Here is a 15585-nt window from a genome sequence, read left to right as displayed (position 1 = left end):
AATGGCAGACAACAAACAGATCATTGAACTCTATTCGGAGTTGGCAGAAAATCCAGAGAAAGATTTTGGTTGGGAAAAGGGTTTGGAGAATGCGAAAGCACATGGTTATACGCAGGAATGGATAGAGGCACTTCCCTCAAAAGTCTGGGAATATTGTGCAGCAGTGGGCAATCCTTTTTCTGTGGGAGACATACCTGAAGGGGCAACTGTTTTAGACCTTGGCTGTGGTGCAGGTGTCGATGTTCTGGTATCGCGTTTACTTGTAGGAGAGAGCGGGAAAGTCATTGGTGTAGATATTACACCTAAAATGGTTGAGAAAGCCAGAGAACATGCAGCACTTGCAGGATTTTCAAATATTGAAATTTTGGAGAGCAGTTTCGATACTATCGATATTGAGGATGAATCGGTTGATGTGGTCATTTCAAATGGTGCGATTAACCTGACTTCCTGTAAAGAGTCTGTCTTTGCAGAAATTTACAGGGTACTAAAACCTAACGGAAAGATCTATTTTGCTGACATGATAGACATCTCCGTAGATGAAGGTGCCTGTTGTGCTGTAGAAAAAAGCAGCTGTTGTGATGCTGAGAAAGAAGACTGGGCAAACTGTGTTGCAGGGACACTTCGTCAGGATGAGTTCATAGAGATCATAAAAAAGGCTGGCTTTACAGATGTGGTTTGTACCGGGCTGACCCATTATTCCACTGCCGATACAACACAAGGTGCTACATTTTCAGCCATAAAAATACCGGCAGAAAACGTAAGAAAAGAACATTGGAACAAGATCTTTGAGACCAAGGACTATACCCAGGTTTTATGGCATCAAAACTCACCTGAATTTTCACTCAAGAAGATCAAATTGCATACTGAATCAAAAGAGGATGCCATTATTGACATCGGTTGTGGTGCTTCATTTCTGGTGGATGAACTACTTAAAGAGGGATATAGTAATATCACGCTGCTTGATGTATCTCAAACAGCATTGGACATTGTAACAGAGAGGCTGGGCAATACATCTGATAAAATAGACTATGCCTGTTCCGATATTACTACTTTTGAAACTTCAAAAAAATATAAATTCTGGCATGACAGAGCCGTTTTCCATTTTTTACTGGATGCGAAAGATAGAAAAAAGTATTTTGAAGTTCTCTACCGTTCATTGGAAGAGTCCGGTACCGCTCTCATTGGTACCTTTAGTGAAAAAGGACCGCTTCAGTGTAGTGGTTTGGATATTGTGCAGTACAATGAAAAAAAATTGAAATTAGAATTGGGAGATAACTTGAAGTTGGTGGAAAGTATGGAAGTTATCCATACTACACCTAAAGAGACAGAACAGTCTTTTAGATTTTTCATGATTGAAAAAGTGTAGATACAAAATTGATATGATCGTAAAAGATCAAATATCTTAGACATACAAAACCTTATACAATATATAACTTTATAAGGTTTCTTATTTTAAGAATTTGAAGTAAAAATATGACAATCTGACATATTTTCCTCTTTGCTGTTTTTTCTATTCTATACTTTCATAATATAATCCATGAGGAGCGCCTATGAATGAATTAACCATCCCCATACACCATAAAATCTACACACTGCATGGTAAACAAATCATGCTTGATGAAGATTTGGCATCGTTGTATGAAGTGAAAACAAAAGTTTTTAACCAAGCAGTGAAAAGAAACAATGAAAGATTTCCTGATGATTTTATATTTCAATTGACTGGTGAGGAATATGGTTCTTTAAGGTCACAATTTGTGACCTTGGAAAACATAGATTCTCGTAGTGTTGTATTCTCATAACACTAAATGCTTCAATTCATGGTGTTGTGAGGGCACAACACCCTACATATAAATATAGAAAGACTAAAAATGAGAGAACTCCCAAAGCTTTTCGGTGATCAGAGCGAAGATCTTGCTGCGCTGTTCCTTGAGCAGGAAGGCTACCTTGTTATTGAACGAAACTATTTTGCCCGAAAACTTGGGGAGATCGATATTATTGCACAAAAGGATGAGGTACTTCATTTTATTGAAGTGAAATCCGGGAAAGCTGACTTCGACCCCGTATACAATGTGACGCCGGCAAAACTCAGAAAAGTGATCAACTCGGCACACTATTATATGAAGCGTAAAAATATTGATGTGCTTTTTTCTGTGGATGCACTTGTGATACGTGGTGATGAGCTTGAATTCATTGAGAATGTTACGCTATAATCACTTCTAATCCAAATAAAAAGAGTGCATTATGACACTGACAGAAGAACAGCTTCAAATGTTTGAAGAGAACGGCTTTTTGCTCTTACCGGAATTTGCTGAGCATGAACTCTGCAATACGATTAAAGATATTGCCAATGCACACCTCAAGCATAAAGTACCCCCTGTTGAAACAGAGACGGAATATGTGGGAAAAAGCAAAGAAGAACGCAAATACATTACAGACGGCAAAGCCCATCTTGCCGAAGGACGCATTACCGTACGCCGTCTCAGACAGGTATATCATCGGGATATTGTGTTTAGACACTGGATGGAAAATAAAAAGATCAGACCTGTACTCAGGCAGGTACTGGGAGAGGCACCGGTCATTACCATCGCCCATCATAATTCCATTATGACCAAAATGCCGCATACTTCCACGGAAACGAGATGGCATCAGGATTTTCGTTACTGGAGTTTTGAAAATGACAATCTGGTCAGTGTCTGGCTGGCGTTAGATGAAGAGAACAGTGACAACGGGGTACTGGAATTCATTCCCGGAAGTCACAAGATGTCGTTTGATCTTTCACAGTTTGACGAGAAGGAATATTTTTCCGATACCCTGCCGCAGAACCGCGAGATCGTTGCCAAAAGAGTAAGCCATCCCCTGCGAAAAGGAGATGTCGTGCTTTTTCACTGCAAGCTGCTGCACCGGGCCAACCGGAATATGACGGACGCACCCAAGATCTCCTTTGTCTATACCGTCAAAGGATGCAGCAATAAAGCGATAGAAGGAACACGCTCGACAGCCTATGAGGAAGTACCTCTGGATTAAAAAGTGTAAATTTTGGTAAACATCAAAAAAAAGTTGACAAAATAATAAATATAAGCTATAACTCATTAATGAATTTAAGATATAATCTTAAGATCAAAACCCAAATAAAAGGAATTAAATATGGCAAAATATGTAGAATTGACAAATGAAAACTTTGATGCAACTGTTGCAGAAGGTGTAACAATGGTAGACTTCTGGGCCCCATGGTGCGGACCTTGCAGAATGATCGCTCCGGTAGTGGAAGAGTTGGCAGAAGAGTATGAAGGCAAAGCGACTATCGCAAAAGTAAATACGGACGAGCAGCAGGAACTGGCTGTAAAATACGGTATCAGATCTATCCCTGCGATCCTTTTCTTCAAGAACGGCGAAGTGGTAGACCAAATGGTAGGTGCAGCTTCCAAAGATGCATTTGCAGAAAAAATCAACGCACAGCTGTAAGCTGTATTTTACCGGCCGGAAGTTCCTCTTCCCGGTCGCTTCTTTTTAAACCTTCTCCTGAAAATTATTAACCAAGTATTTAAAGTGTATAATTCTAATAATTATTTGTTTAAAAATTTTAAGGATTTATCATGTTAGACTGTGCAATCATCGGCGGCGGACCGGCGGGACTTACGGCAGGCCTTTATGCAACCAGAGGCGGGCTTAGGAATGTGACTATGTTTGAAACGGGCATGCCCGGCGGTCAGATCACCCAGAGTTCGGAGATAGAGAATTATCCGGGCTTTTTCGAGCATGACAAAACAGGGATGGATTTTATGGATGGATGGCAGAAACAGTGTTTTCACTTTGGTCTCAAACATGAGATGAAAAAGGTGGAACGTGTTGCCAAAACAGGTGAGTATTTCACGGTTACCCTCGAAGGCGGAGAGACTGCCGAAGCCAAAACAGTAATCGTCTGTACCGGTTCCACACCCAAAAGAGCGGGTTTCAAGGGAGAAGATGCCTTTTTCGGGAAAGGTGTGAGCACCTGTGCGACCTGTGACGGATTCTTCTATAAAGGAAAACCTGTCACGGTACTTGGCGGAGGGGATACGGCACTGGAAGAAGCGTACTATCTTTCCAATATCGTTTCGGATGTCTATCTGGTACACCGGCGCGATACTTTCAGGGCGGCACCTTCAACAGTTGAGCGGGTCATGAAGAAAGAGAACATACATCCGGTACTTGACTCTGTGGTCGATGAAGTACTCGGAGATGCGATGGGCGTGACTTCGGTCAGGGTAAAAAATGTCAAAACCAATGAAACGAAGATACTTGAAACACCGGGACTTTTCGTTTTTGTGGGACATGATGTCAATAACGGGGTACTTAAAGACGTAAATAGCGGATTTATCTGCGAGATGAATGACTGGGGCCAGGTAAAGGTCGATTTGAGCATGAGAACATCGGTGGAAGGTCTTTTTGCCGCAGGCGACCTTCGCATAGAGGCCCCCAAACAGGTGGTTGTGGCAGCAGGTGACGGTGCTACGGCAGCGTTACAGGTTATTTCATATATACAAGAACAGGCATAAGAAGGATAATAAAATGGTAAAAGTAGGTATTGTAGGCAGCACGGGAAGAATGGGGGAACACCTTATTAAAAATATACTTGAGGATGAGTCGTTGACATTGGCCGGACTGCATGTGTTCGATGAGCTCAAAGTGGATGTACCGGGTGATGTGCTCATTACCAACAGTATGGATGCCCTGCTTGAAGCCTGTGATGTCATCATCGATTTTTCGGCACCTGTAGCGACGGAAGCCCTGTGTGAAGCAGCATTGAAAAACCCTACACCGCTTGTCGTTGCGACAACAGGTTTCACCGAACACCAGCAAAATCTTTTGACGGAAGCTTCCAAAGAAATGCCGGTCCTCTATTCTTCGAATATGTCAGCGGGAATTGCGCTGCTCAAACAACTGGTAGAGCAGGTGTCGTCTACTCTGAAAGATTTTGATATTGAAATCGTTGAGCAGCATCACCGGCACAAAGTGGATGCACCAAGCGGTACGGCATTGACACTGGGCGAATTTGCTGCCAAAGGACGCGGACTGGAACTTGAGGATGTGCGTGTAAGCGGCAGAGACGGGCAGGTCGGTGCCCGAAGCAAAGATGAAATTGCCATTATGGCACTGCGCGGAGGAGACATTGTAGGCCGTCATACGGTAGGTTTTTACAATGACGGTGAATTTCTTGAACTCAACCATACTGCAACGAGCAGAGAAACATTTTCCAAAGGTGCGATCAGGGCGGCCAAATGGCTGGTAGAGCAGCCTGCCGGTTTTTATACCATCAATGACTGTCTGGGAATTTAACATGAAATATACAAATTCTTCACTTACTTTCCAGGGAGGTGTCTAATGTGTGCGATCGTTGGAGTATTCGGGGCAAAAAAAGCTTCCACCATAGCGTATTATTCTCTTTTTTCCATGCAGCACAGAGGACAGGAGGCAACAGGTATTTCTGCGGCCAATGAAGAGCATATTACCGTGTACAAAAAACGCGGAATGGTAGCAGATGTCTTTTCTCAGCCAACCCTTGACGCACTGGCAGGCGAATGTGCCGTAGGACATAACCGCTACTCTACGGCAGGAAGTGAATCTGCGGGGGATGCACAGCCCGTGTTTGCCAAATACAAGCTGGGTGAAATTTCTGTAGTGCATAACGGAAACCTTGTCAACAAGCTGGAAGTCCGTAACGAACTCATAGGCCGCGGTGCCATTTTTCAGACAGATATGGATACGGAAAATATCATACATCTTATTGCCAAATCACAGAACGATTCTTTGGTGGACCGTATTAAAGATATGCTGACAAAAATTGAAGGTGCCTATTGTCTGGCGATTCAGAGCCGTTCCAAAATGTTCGTGATCCGTGACCGTTTCGGTATTCGTCCGCTGAGCCTTGGAAAACTCAAGGACGGCGGCTGGATCGTAGCGTCAGAGACATGTGCTTTCGATCTGGTAGGGGCTGAGTTCATACGTGATGTCAGGCCGGGAGAAATGCTTATTTTTGAAGAGGACAGAGAGCCTGTTTCGGAACAGATATTTGAGCCGGATTATCATCCCTGTGCTTTTGAATATATTTATTTTGCAAGACCTGACTCTATCATTGACGGCAAAAATGTGTATCAAATGCGTTTAAATATGGGCAGAAAGCTGGCAGAAGAGACACCTGCTGATGTTGACTTGGTACTGCCTGTGCCTGACAGCGGTGTTGCTGCGGCTAAAGGCTATGCGGAAGGTTTGGGCGTACCGTTTGAAATGGGGATCGTGCGTAACCATTATGTCGGCAGAACCTTTATCGAGCCGACACAGGAGATACGTGATCTTAAGGTCAAGCTGAAGCTCTCTCCGATAAAGCATCTTATTGAAGGCAAACGGGTTGCGATCATTGATGATTCGCTGGTGAGAGGTACGACATCACGTCAGATTGTGCGTATGCTTAAGGAAGCAGGGGCAAAAGAGGTACACATGCGTATCGCGGCACCAGAAATAAAATATCCCTGCCGGTACGGTATTGATACCCCTACAAAAGAAGAATTGGTATCGACCCGGTACAATGCTGAGGAGATCGCCGAAAATATGGGTGCAGACTCTTTGGGATTTCTCTCTGTGAAAGGGCTTACAGAGTCTCTCGGAGAAGATAGAACCTATTCACTGGTCAGTTTTGACGGGAATTATTTTGCAGGCGGAAGTGCCGAAAGTCCGGGGTGTGCCGGCGGGTGTTAACCTTCTCCTGCATGGGGTGCTGTGCCTTGCAGCACTTTACGATTTTCTACTTTCTTTTTCCACAATCCCTGACATACCAAATCTACGTGCGAGTTCCTGCTTGACCCTGTCCGGCGAGATGTTCCTGTATCCGAGTCCTACAAGGGTATGGTAGAGCAGATCGGCACTTTCGTAAATAACCTGTTCATCACTCTCTTCATCGATGGCAACGCAGACCTCGTCTGCCTCTTCACGTATTTTGCTAAGCATCAATGTTTTGTCATCCAGCAGTTTTTTTGTCCATGACTTTTGTTCTGCCGGTGCATTTTTCCGTTCAAGGATCGTATGATAGAGGGTGTCGACCACACCATAGATAGCATCAGTATCCACTTCTTTGTCCAGAATGACCCTCTCCTGCATGACAGAGGTGAAGAAACAGCTTTTTCGTCCTGTGTGACAGGCTACGCCGTTCTGTTTGATCTTGAGGACAACAGTGTCGGCATCACAGTCAAGCAGTACATCTTTCACTTCCTGCGTATGTCCGGAGCTTTCACCCTTTTTCCATATGCGCTGCCTGCTTCGGCTGAAGTAGTGGGCGTACCCTGTAGAAAGGGTTAGGTTATAGGCTTCTTCATTCATATAGGCAAGCATCAGGACGTCGTTTGTTTCATTGTCCTGGGCTATGGCGGGGATGAGGGGGGTTTTGTTCCAATCGATTTGCATGATTTCTCCAATGTAGGGTGCTGTACCCTTACAGCACCAATGGTGAAGGTGTTGTGAGGGCACAACACCCTACGTTTATTGTTGTGCCGATACGGCTCTCTGCTCTTTACCTTTTGCATTGACCCAGATGTTCGGTACCGCACCGCCGGGAGTGAGGAAAATCTGTGCGTCTTTGTTGACTTTGAGCGCATCGTTGAATTTTCCCTGTGTCTTGATCTGCTCAAGCTGGAGAAGTTCAGGGGTAAGGGAACTGGAGAGAAGATGGTTGGCTTTTGCCTGTTCTTCCGCTTCAATACGGATCTTGTCTGCCTCTCCCTGGGCTTCGATACGGTTCTTTTCTGCTTCCCCTCGTGCGATCTCTGCTTTGCGCTGGGCTTCCTGCTTCGCTTTCTCTTTTTTTTGCTCTGCAATCGTCACATCCTGCTTGGCAATCTGTACACGTTCGATCTGTTCTTTGATCTTTTTGGGAAGGTTGATCGTCCTGAGCTCTACAGAAGTAAGGATAACCGGTTTGCCCGGCAGCTCCTGTACACTCTGTTTGATCTTTTTTTCAATGGCCGCAGCAATTTCGTTACGCATTTCCGGGAGTTGTTCTGCTGTATACTGGCCTACAACATCACGTACCACTTCGCGTACTTTGGAGTTGATGATCTTTTCTTCCCAGCTTGTACCCCATTTTGCAATGGTTTCCGGTGCAGCAGCTGCACGCAGACGGTATTGGACAGCAAGGTCGATGTTGACGGTCAGTCCGCGTCTGTCAAGGACGGTAATGGCAGGGTTCCGCTTGAGTCCGCCTTCGTAATTCTTATATCCGTCACCAAGTGAACCGGTTGAAACATCCGAATAGGTAATGAGCCTGATACGTGTATTGACCGGTACGATTTTTTGCAGTATAGGAATATAGAAATGCAGTCCGGGCTGCAGCGGCGTAGATTCGAATTTACCGGTATTGATTTTGATTCCTACCTCTCCGGAATTGATGATGGCAAAAGGTTTGAGCAGGAAAATCCCAAAAACAACGGCGATGACGAGAAATATCCATGAGGCACCTTTGCCTCCCATATTGTTGAATGGATTAGTGAAATTCTGGCTGCCGTTCCCGTTATCATTGTTTGATTGATTGTTCTGGCTGGGTCTTTTTTTCTTAAAATAGTCGTTCATGTCTGCCGGCATTGCATTCCTTTTGATTTGGTATCTGTGTATGTAGTTGCCCGCTTTCAGTCCTCATAGGCTGTAAGCAGGCAGAAGGGCCTTGTTGTTAAATGTAGGTCAGGTAGTGCTTGTATTTTTCATTTCTTCCAAAAACAACATCAAAATAGGCGCTTTGAAGCTGTTCTGTCATTGGTCCTCTTTTGCCATTGCCGACCACCCTGTGATCGAGTGAATTGATCGGTGTGACTTCTGCTGCTGTTCCGGTGAAGAAGGCTTCATCGCAGATGTATATCTCATCTCTGGTAATATTTCTTCGCTCTATAGGAATATGGCTGTCTCTGGCAAGTTCCAGGACCGTTTCCTGTGTGATCGACTCCAGAGAATTGTCATTTGGCGGTGAAATTAAAACACCGTTTCTGACGATAAAAAGGCATTCTCCGGTCCCTTCTGCCGCAAACCCGTTTTCATCAAGCATCAATGCTTCTTCGAAACCATTTTCAATGGCTTCATATTTGGCCATTTGGCTGTTGAGGTAATTCGCCGCTGCTTTGGCTTTTCCGAAAGTGGAACGGTTCGGGTTTCGTGTAATGGAAGAGGTACAGACCTTGATACCCTTTTCAAGACCTTCATCACCAAGATATGCTCCCCATTCCCAGGCGGCAACGGCTGTCCTTACCGGTGCTTTGACATGGTGAACGCCCATTTGACCGTAGCCCAGAAAAATGAGAGGCCTCATATATACATTTTTGGTAAAATCATTGCTCCTGAGTACGTCAATATGTGCCTGTTTGACAGTTTCATACGCCATATTTGGTTTGATTGCGACAATTTTGGCCGAGTTGTAAAGTCTTTTGCAGTGGTCTTCCAGCCTGAAAATTGCCAGTCCGTCTGCTGTCTGATAGGCTCTTGTACCTTCAAAAACAGCATTTCCGTAATGTACTGTATGTGTCAGAATATGCACTTTGGCGTCTTTCCAGTCTATCAACTCGCCATCCATCCAAATATATTTTGCTTCATTCATTGTTATGCTCCACGACATCTGCGGCAGATGTTAAAATTAATGGATAATTTTAGCTAAATTGTTATTAATAAGCGGTCATGCAAATTTGAGGAAAAGACCGATGAATAAAGAAAGCATCACGACCGTTGACAGAAGCAGCGGATTATGCCATTTTTCGGGAATATGGACTTTTGTTTCAATCCAGTCCACGATTTTCATAGCAGGGAAAGCCATGAAGACAAGCATAACAATGGAAAAAACCAGTGTAAGAACGATATCTATCATCATAGTCTATATCCCGTAGTAGCGGTGAACGAACGCTGCTTCCTCTCTGGTCTTCAGGAGGAGTGTATGTATGGTTTTTCCGTTATTGTTCTCAATGATCAGCTGATTGTTCTTCAGTTTCAAGTGTTTTTTCCCCCATGCTTTTTCAAGCCGTTCGAATTCTTTAAAAACAGTCATATTGTTGGGTTTTTCTTTGAAGTCCGGGTTTTCCTTGTTGACGATCTCGAGACCGCCGAAACGTTTTTCCAGCACATACGGGCTGAACTGCCTGACTGTCTGGTAGACACGTTTGTTTTTTGCACTGGGTCTGCTTTGCAGGAATGCACTGATTCCTACGATAAGAAAGCCCAGAAAAAGGGCAGGGAAAAGGTATTTTCTTATTTTGTCCATTAGGTCATATCCTTGCGGGATTCTAGGGTCCTGCATCGGTTGCAGGCAAACATATGGTGACAGTATAGACCTATTCACTTGAAAAGCGATTGATAAACATCAATCTTGCCGCCATAAAAACTGTGGTATGATTGTCAAAATAAATAATGAAATGGATATTTTTGCAATGAAAAACTTTTTTTATCTTGAAGGCGCCTATCTGATTATCGGCGGGATTATTCTCCTTGTTACACTGTTTGTTTCCACGCGGCCGTTCATGCCAAAAGGGGCTTGGAAAAAAGGACTTTTCTGGGTTTCTGTCGTCCTTGCCGTGCTGATAGGGGCACACTACAAGCTTACTACGCATAGAATGAAAACGGTTCAGGCAGCTTTTGAGAACGGAAAAACGATCTTGTGCGAAAGCAGGATGCAGCGCAAAGTAGCACAGGTGGTTTATGTGGAGAAAGCGAACGAATGGTCTTTGAAAGACGATAATTTTGTCTCACCCAATTATGTTCGGCCTTTTTTCTCTGCACGGTGCATCGTCAAGTAGTCTGCACCTACTCCACAAAAGTATAAGTTGTAGTTATTAAATGAAACTATAATTTATACTTAACATGCCTTTCAATTTAAATGACTTTTCCTTCTTTTCTTGATATATGTCAATTCCATTTCAGTGTTAAACTGTCATAATACCCTCATGCTCTAGGGCTTTGACCCCTTCAGTAAATAGAGATTCAAACAGGAGACATGGATGGAACAGTTAATCGTTCGACCTGAGATCGCGTTAGACCAATTCTTGCCGATTTTTATAGAGTCGACACTGGTACTTGTTTTCGGTGTAGGGTATGCAGCAATCATCACTCTTGCCAAAATGGGATACTTTTCCAAAAAGTGGATGCCTGTAGGATATCTATTTTGGGCATTACAAACTTACTTCCTGTATGATTTCGCAATGTTGATCCACAGTAACCACTTTACGATGAAAGTGCTGATGGTTACGATGATCGCGTATCTCTTTGTTCCGCATTTGTATTTTTATCTGATAAGTGCAGCGGATGAGCGTTACGAAGACAATGACGAAAGCATGCAGGATACAAAATAAAAGGAGGATACATGGCAAACAAAAAAGTTTCTGTTTGGACAGATATACAATTTTGGCGTCGTTCAGCAGCCTGGGTAACAGGGTTTGCAACCATTCTGCTTATCTGGCTTTCATTCGATACCATTGGACAGATCACAATGGGTACGAATGCAGATTTGAAGAACGGGGTTGACAAAAGAGTGCCGGCCGCAACGGTTATCAATTATCATATTGATTACAAGATGAACAAGAAAAGAGGGCATGAAGTACCGGTCATCGGTGAAAAACAGCTATTCTTCGGTAAAGAGTGGAGCCCTAAAGATGCTGAAGCACTGCTGCGTCTCGGAAAGCTGACAGAACAGGCAAAGAACTGTATGGATTGTCATACACTTTTGGGAAATGGTGCCTATTATGCTCCGGATCTTACCAAAGCATGGCTCGATCCGGCATGGCAGAAGGGCGGACCTATGCAGGGTATGACAGGAAAAAATACTGTAGAAGAAGCTATGGCTGAATTCTTGCAGCATCCGTCACAGTACCCTACTCATGCACGTATGATGCCAAATCTCGGTATTACTGCAGAAGAAGCAAAAGGACTGGTAGCGTTCCTCAAGCATATGAGTAGTATCGACACCAACGGTTTCCCGAGAAACTTCTCGAAAACAGTTGCTCAATTCAAAGCAGGAGACACAAATGCTCACTAGTATTAAAACGAATGAATTTAGAGGAGACAAATCCAAAGAATTGGGGATGATGTACTTTAGAGTTGCACTTATACTCTTCGGTGCACAGCTTTTGATGGGACTCATCGCAGCTATCCAGTTCATCGTACCGGGATTCTTGTTTGAACTGTTCGATTTCTCGGTAGCGAGAATGGTACACATCAATGCACTGGTTGTCTGGATGCTTTACGCGATGATCGGGTCGGTTTATTTTATGCTGCCTGATGAAACAGGGGTCGAAACCGTCGGTATCGGGCTTGGAAAGCTGGCTTTCTGGGTACTCACTGCCGCAGTCACAGTCGTTGTACTGGTATTTATCTTTATTCAGGTAGGTTCAGGAACAGAAACATCGATCTGGCTGATCAACGAAGGTAGAGAATACCTTGAAGCACCAAGATGGGCCGATATCGGTATTGTTGTGGTTGTTCTGACTTTCTACTGGAACGTGTTCGCTACCTATATGAAAGGTAAGCAGACAGGTATCATGACTGTACTTATTGCAGACTTGTTCGCCCTTGCAGGTTTGTATCTGGCAGGTATGTTCTTTACGGACAATATCTCTATGGATCAATTCTGGTGGTGGTGGGTCATACACCTGTGGGTTGAAGCAACCTGGGAAGTATTTGTCGGTGCCCTTGCCGCCTATGCACTTATCAAGATCATCGGTGCAAAACGGGAAATTGTCGAGATGTGGCTGTGGATCGAAGTATTGATGCTTTTTGGTTCAGGTATTCTCGGTCTGGGTCACCACTACTTCTGGATCGGTACACCTGAGTACTGGTGGGAGATCGGTGCGCTATTCTCAGCATTGGAACCGGTACCATTGGTAGCGATGTTCGTTCACGTCCTCTATGACTGGGGTAAAGAACAAGGAAAAGCAAAAGCCGAAGGTCATCCAGGTGCAGTAATGAACAACGGTCCGGCTATGGCATGGATCGTGACCAACGCATTTGGAAACTTCCTTGGAGCCGGTATATGGGGATTCTTCCATACCCTGCCTCAGGTAAACATTTATACGCATGGTACACAGTTTACAGCGGCACACGGTCACCTGGCATTCTTCGGTGCCTATGCAACAATCCTTATCGGGATGATGTATTTGGGTGTGCAGTACGCCTATGGGGTTAAAAAGCTTACATCGACATTCAAGTCAAAAATGGCTATTTTCCTCATCGTATTCGGTGTACTGGGAATGACGGTTGCCCTGACTATCGCAGGGTACGAGCAGGTACTTGTTGAAAGAGCTGAGCTTGGCGGCGGATGGACTGCCTTCTTTGCAGCACAGGATCTGCCATGGTATATCCAGGCACAGGTATGGAGAGCCATGATGGGTGTTGTGACCTTTGTCGGGTTCATTTACCTTGTATGGGATCTTTTGACTATCGGAAAACACGCTAAAGCAGCGCAGGCTGCCGCAGAATAAATGCGAGGAGGGCTTGCTCTTCCGCATGATATTTAATTAAAGGAGAAAAAATGAACTTTGAACTCTTTACGCCATTTACAGATGTGGTACCGAGTTTCTTCGGATGGCTCAACCAGGGTCCGATGACATTAACTATTTTCTTGCATACACTTATTGTATTGCCAATGTTCTGGATTTATTTCAGTGAAAAGAAAAGATTGCAGAAAGAGCAGTAAAAACTGTTTATATGTATAATCTGTGGCAGGACAGACCCCGTGTCTGTACCTGCCTGTGAAAATCTTGGGAAAGATTTGACGTTTTTAAAAAAGGAGAGAAAATGAAACTAAATAGAATTTTAGGGTTAGCCGCTGCAACAAGTCTTGTAGCAACACTGGCAATAGCGGGGACATCGAAGATGGACTTTGCCAAAATGTACGAAAAAGAGTGTCAGGGCTGTCACGGGCCGATTCACCAGGGTGGTGTCGGGTCAGACCTCAGACCAAAAGCACTGAAAAAGAAAAACCGTGAATTCCTTGCGGAAACAATTCTCAACGGTAGAGAAAATACAGCAATGCCTTCCTGGAAAGCAAAATTCAGCAAAGATGATGCTACGGGTATGGTTGATTGGCTGATGGACTGGAAAAATACAGTTGAACTGACGCTTTCTTTTGATCAGGTGCATAAGTCATGGACAAAGCTGGCTGACAGAGAGGGTTTGGCAAAAGTATACCCTGTATCGGCAGACGGTAAACTCAAATATGATGGCGGCGCTGTCAAGAATGTAAAAGATATTACATTTGCCACAGAAAGAGATGCTTCCCTGGTTGACTTTATTGACTCAACAACAGGTAAAGTACTGTCTCGCCATAAAGCCGGATTTGCGGTACACGTAACCGTGACCAATAAATTTGAACCAAGATATGCGTATTCTATTTCACGTTCAGGAAAATTGACAATGTTTGACATTGCTGCTCCAGGACAGCCGGCACTGGCATCGGTACAGGTAGGTCAGGAATCACGCGGTCTTGCAGTTTCTCCTGATGGTAAATACATCCTTGCCGGTAACTACAACCCGGGTGGTGCAGTATTGTGTGATGCACATACACTTGAGCCGCTCAAAGTGTATGACACCAGCCGTGTGATTGATATAGACGGACAGATCGGACCGTCAAGAGTTGCAGGTATTGCCGATACACCGTACGGACCATATTTTGCTATGGCACTGAAAGATGCAGGACGTGTGTATATTATTGATTACAGCAAGCCTGACTTCCCTATTGTGGGCGATGTACCGAATATCGGTAAGATTCTGCATGACTGTTTCGAAAATGAAAACAAAGGCGAAAATTTCGGTAGATACTTTATGATCGCTTCCCAGGGGTCTGACCTGATGGGTATCGTTGACTTCAAGACAAAGAAACTGGCAGCCAAAGTCTATACCGGTGAAAAGTCCAAACCGCACCCTGGACAGGGTTCAAGCTGGTTCAACAAAAAACTTGACAAACAGCTGAATGCAACGAACTCTATGAACTTTGGTTCGGTTGTTATCTGGGATTCTCCGGGCTGGAAGGTTATCAAAAAGGTTAAAACTGCCGGTGGCGGTCTGTTTGTAGGAACCGGGGAAGATACACCTTGGATCTGGTCTGACTGTGTTCTCGGCAAACCGAAGAATTACAATAAAGTCTACCTTATCAACAAGCAGACACTTGAGACTGACCGTATTATTGAAGTCGGTAAAAAAGAGGGTAAACTGATCGATGCGAAGACAGGAAAAGTACTCCAGACATGGGATGCTACACAGCATAAAAGAGTACCTGTCAATGAGAAAAAATTCGGCAAAGAAAAAATTATGCCGGTACCTGATCACATTGGTAAAGCAGTGAAGCATCCTGTACAGCCGAGACTGCTTCACGCTGAGCCTGCGAACCACGGCAAGTGGACAATGATCTCTGAGTGGACAACCGGACGTATTGGAATTTATGAATCTGAGACTGGTAAATTTGTTAAGTATATTGAAAACTTGACAACACCTACATTTACTTATTCTGTTGAGCACAGACAGCATATCCCCGGTGCTTAATGGGAATATCGCTCTTCTTCCTTTTTGGAAGAGGGTGGTTGTTTATGGGGGTCATTT

19 protein-coding genes are annotated in these 15585 nt (G+C 44.2%); 14 read left to right on the top strand and 5 right to left on the bottom strand.

Going from position 1 to position 15585, the window contains the following annotated elements:
* The first annotated feature begins 1 nt into the window (after nt 1).
* From F8L24_RS05040 to purF, 8 genes are all read left to right on the top strand, one after another.
* Complete coding sequence (locus F8L24_RS05040; protein ID WP_294952603.1) at nt 2–1366, top strand: class I SAM-dependent methyltransferase; 1365 nt, start codon at nt 2–4, stop codon at nt 1364–1366.
* 184 nt (nt 1367–1550) lie between these two features.
* The gene (locus F8L24_RS05035; protein WP_294952600.1) at nt 1551–1799 is read left to right on the top strand and encodes an ORF6N domain-containing protein; all 249 of its coding nucleotides are present in this window, start codon (nt 1551–1553) and stop codon (nt 1797–1799) included.
* A gap of 69 nt (nt 1800–1868) precedes the next feature.
* Nucleotides 1869–2210, top strand: coding sequence for a YraN family protein (locus tag F8L24_RS05030; protein ID WP_294952597.1), 342 nt, complete (start codon nt 1869–1871; stop codon nt 2208–2210).
* A 31-nt stretch (nt 2211–2241) separates the two neighbouring features.
* The gene (locus F8L24_RS05025) at nt 2242–3024 is read left to right on the top strand and encodes a phytanoyl-CoA dioxygenase family protein (protein WP_294952594.1); all 783 of its coding nucleotides are present in this window, start codon (nt 2242–2244) and stop codon (nt 3022–3024) included.
* Nucleotides 3025–3144: 120 nt separating this feature from the next.
* The gene (trxA, locus tag F8L24_RS05020; RefSeq protein WP_294952592.1) at nt 3145–3462 is read left to right on the top strand and encodes a thioredoxin; all 318 of its coding nucleotides are present in this window, start codon (nt 3145–3147) and stop codon (nt 3460–3462) included.
* A 131-nt stretch (nt 3463–3593) separates the two neighbouring features.
* Nucleotides 3594–4535, top strand: coding sequence for a thioredoxin-disulfide reductase (gene trxB / locus F8L24_RS05015; protein WP_294952589.1), 942 nt, complete (start codon nt 3594–3596; stop codon nt 4533–4535).
* Nucleotides 4536–4548: 13 nt separating this feature from the next.
* Nucleotides 4549–5316 carry a 4-hydroxy-tetrahydrodipicolinate reductase gene (gene dapB / locus F8L24_RS05010; protein WP_294952586.1) on the top strand — a complete coding sequence of 256 codons (768 nt, stop codon included), beginning with the start codon at nt 4549–4551 and terminating at the stop codon, nt 5314–5316.
* A 45-nt stretch (nt 5317–5361) separates the two neighbouring features.
* A complete protein-coding gene (gene purF / locus F8L24_RS05005) occupies nt 5362–6732 on the top strand; it encodes an amidophosphoribosyltransferase (RefSeq protein ID WP_294952584.1) in 1371 nt (456 codons plus the stop codon).
* A 36-nt stretch (nt 6733–6768) separates the two neighbouring features.
* Here purF and hisIE read toward each other — a convergent pair whose 3' ends face one another.
* The 5 genes from hisIE to F8L24_RS04980 all read right to left on the bottom strand — a co-directional run bounded on the left by hisIE (nt 6769) and on the right by F8L24_RS04980 (nt 10261).
* Entirely contained in the window at nt 6769–7434 is a 666-nt protein-coding gene (hisIE, locus tag F8L24_RS05000; protein WP_294952581.1) for a bifunctional phosphoribosyl-AMP cyclohydrolase/phosphoribosyl-ATP diphosphatase HisIE, read from the bottom strand.
* Between the two features lie 75 nt (nt 7435–7509).
* On the bottom strand, nt 7510–8607 hold the full coding sequence (locus tag F8L24_RS04995) for an SPFH domain-containing protein (RefSeq protein ID WP_294952579.1): 1098 nt from the start codon (nt 8605–8607) through the stop codon (nt 7510–7512).
* An 85-nt stretch (nt 8608–8692) separates the two neighbouring features.
* The gene (locus tag F8L24_RS04990; RefSeq protein WP_294952576.1) at nt 8693–9607 is read right to left on the bottom strand and encodes a branched-chain amino acid transaminase; all 915 of its coding nucleotides are present in this window, start codon (nt 9605–9607) and stop codon (nt 8693–8695) included.
* A 75-nt stretch (nt 9608–9682) separates the two neighbouring features.
* Nucleotides 9683–9874 carry a hypothetical protein gene (locus tag F8L24_RS04985; RefSeq protein WP_294952573.1) on the bottom strand — a complete coding sequence of 64 codons (192 nt, stop codon included), beginning with the start codon at nt 9872–9874 and terminating at the stop codon, nt 9683–9685.
* A 3-nt stretch (nt 9875–9877) separates the two neighbouring features.
* Nucleotides 9878–10261, bottom strand: a complete 384-nt coding sequence (locus F8L24_RS04980) for a hypothetical protein (RefSeq protein ID WP_294952571.1) — start codon at nt 10259–10261, stop codon at nt 9878–9880.
* A 166-nt stretch (nt 10262–10427) separates the two neighbouring features.
* Here F8L24_RS04980 and F8L24_RS04975 point away from each other — a divergent pair, with 166 nt between their 5' ends.
* From F8L24_RS04975 to F8L24_RS04950, 6 genes are all read left to right on the top strand, one after another.
* Entirely contained in the window at nt 10428–10793 is a 366-nt protein-coding gene (locus F8L24_RS04975; RefSeq protein WP_294952568.1) for a hypothetical protein, read from the top strand.
* Between the two features lie 201 nt (nt 10794–10994).
* Nucleotides 10995–11345 carry a hypothetical protein gene (locus tag F8L24_RS04970; RefSeq protein WP_294952565.1) on the top strand — a complete coding sequence of 117 codons (351 nt, stop codon included), beginning with the start codon at nt 10995–10997 and terminating at the stop codon, nt 11343–11345.
* An 11-nt stretch (nt 11346–11356) separates the two neighbouring features.
* Nucleotides 11357–12028, top strand: coding sequence for a c-type cytochrome (locus F8L24_RS04965; RefSeq protein WP_294952562.1), 672 nt, complete (start codon nt 11357–11359; stop codon nt 12026–12028).
* A complete protein-coding gene (locus tag F8L24_RS04960; protein ID WP_294952559.1) occupies nt 12018–13469 on the top strand; it encodes a cbb3-type cytochrome c oxidase subunit I in 1452 nt (483 codons plus the stop codon). The genes F8L24_RS04965 and F8L24_RS04960 overlap by 11 nt, the downstream gene beginning before the upstream one ends.
* Before the next feature lie 50 nt (nt 13470–13519).
* A complete protein-coding gene (locus tag F8L24_RS04955; protein ID WP_294952556.1) occupies nt 13520–13684 on the top strand; it encodes a hypothetical protein in 165 nt (54 codons plus the stop codon).
* A gap of 101 nt (nt 13685–13785) precedes the next feature.
* Nucleotides 13786–15528: a nitrite reductase gene (locus F8L24_RS04950; protein WP_294952553.1), complete on the top strand. Its 1743-nt coding sequence runs from the start codon at nt 13786–13788 to the stop codon at nt 15526–15528.
* Nucleotides 15529–15585: the final 57 nt, after the last annotated feature.

It is taken from the genome of Sulfurovum sp. (assembly GCF_015493435.1).
In the GTDB taxonomy this organism is placed as follows: domain Bacteria; phylum Campylobacterota; class Campylobacteria; order Campylobacterales; family Sulfurovaceae; genus Sulfurovum.
The sequence above is the reverse complement of the archived record's forward strand: the minus strand, read 5'-3'. Positions and strand labels throughout refer to the sequence as shown.

Excerpts from the sequence above, each read along its gene's own strand:
- F8L24_RS05040 (WP_294952603.1), top strand. The coding sequence starts at position 2 with ATGGCAGACAACAAACAGATCATTGAACTCTATTCGGAGTTGGCAGAA.
- F8L24_RS05035 (WP_294952600.1), top strand. The coding sequence starts at position 1,551 with ATGAATGAATTAACCATCCCCATACACCATAAAATCTACACACTGCAT.
- F8L24_RS05030 (WP_294952597.1), top strand. The coding sequence starts at position 1,869 with ATGAGAGAACTCCCAAAGCTTTTCGGTGATCAGAGCGAAGATCTTGCT.
- F8L24_RS05025 (WP_294952594.1), top strand. The coding sequence starts at position 2,242 with ATGACACTGACAGAAGAACAGCTTCAAATGTTTGAAGAGAACGGCTTT.
- trxA (WP_294952592.1), top strand. The coding sequence starts at position 3,145 with ATGGCAAAATATGTAGAATTGACAAATGAAAACTTTGATGCAACTGTT.
- trxB (WP_294952589.1), top strand. The coding sequence starts at position 3,594 with ATGTTAGACTGTGCAATCATCGGCGGCGGACCGGCGGGACTTACGGCA.
- dapB (WP_294952586.1), top strand. The coding sequence starts at position 4,549 with ATGGTAAAAGTAGGTATTGTAGGCAGCACGGGAAGAATGGGGGAACAC.
- purF (WP_294952584.1), top strand. The coding sequence starts at position 5,362 with ATGTGTGCGATCGTTGGAGTATTCGGGGCAAAAAAAGCTTCCACCATA.
- hisIE (WP_294952581.1), bottom strand. The coding sequence starts at position 7,434 with ATGCAAATCGATTGGAACAAAACCCCCCTCATCCCCGCCATAGCCCAG.
- F8L24_RS04995 (WP_294952579.1), bottom strand. The coding sequence starts at position 8,607 with ATGCCGGCAGACATGAACGACTATTTTAAGAAAAAAAGACCCAGCCAG.
- F8L24_RS04990 (WP_294952576.1), bottom strand. The coding sequence starts at position 9,607 with ATGAATGAAGCAAAATATATTTGGATGGATGGCGAGTTGATAGACTGG.
- F8L24_RS04985 (WP_294952573.1), bottom strand. The coding sequence starts at position 9,874 with ATGATGATAGATATCGTTCTTACACTGGTTTTTTCCATTGTTATGCTT.
- F8L24_RS04980 (WP_294952571.1), bottom strand. The coding sequence starts at position 10,261 with ATGGACAAAATAAGAAAATACCTTTTCCCTGCCCTTTTTCTGGGCTTT.
- F8L24_RS04975 (WP_294952568.1), top strand. The coding sequence starts at position 10,428 with ATGAAAAACTTTTTTTATCTTGAAGGCGCCTATCTGATTATCGGCGGG.
- F8L24_RS04970 (WP_294952565.1), top strand. The coding sequence starts at position 10,995 with ATGGAACAGTTAATCGTTCGACCTGAGATCGCGTTAGACCAATTCTTG.
- F8L24_RS04965 (WP_294952562.1), top strand. The coding sequence starts at position 11,357 with ATGGCAAACAAAAAAGTTTCTGTTTGGACAGATATACAATTTTGGCGT.
- F8L24_RS04960 (WP_294952559.1), top strand. The coding sequence starts at position 12,018 with ATGCTCACTAGTATTAAAACGAATGAATTTAGAGGAGACAAATCCAAA.
- F8L24_RS04955 (WP_294952556.1), top strand. The coding sequence starts at position 13,520 with ATGAACTTTGAACTCTTTACGCCATTTACAGATGTGGTACCGAGTTTC.
- F8L24_RS04950 (WP_294952553.1), top strand. The coding sequence starts at position 13,786 with ATGAAACTAAATAGAATTTTAGGGTTAGCCGCTGCAACAAGTCTTGTA.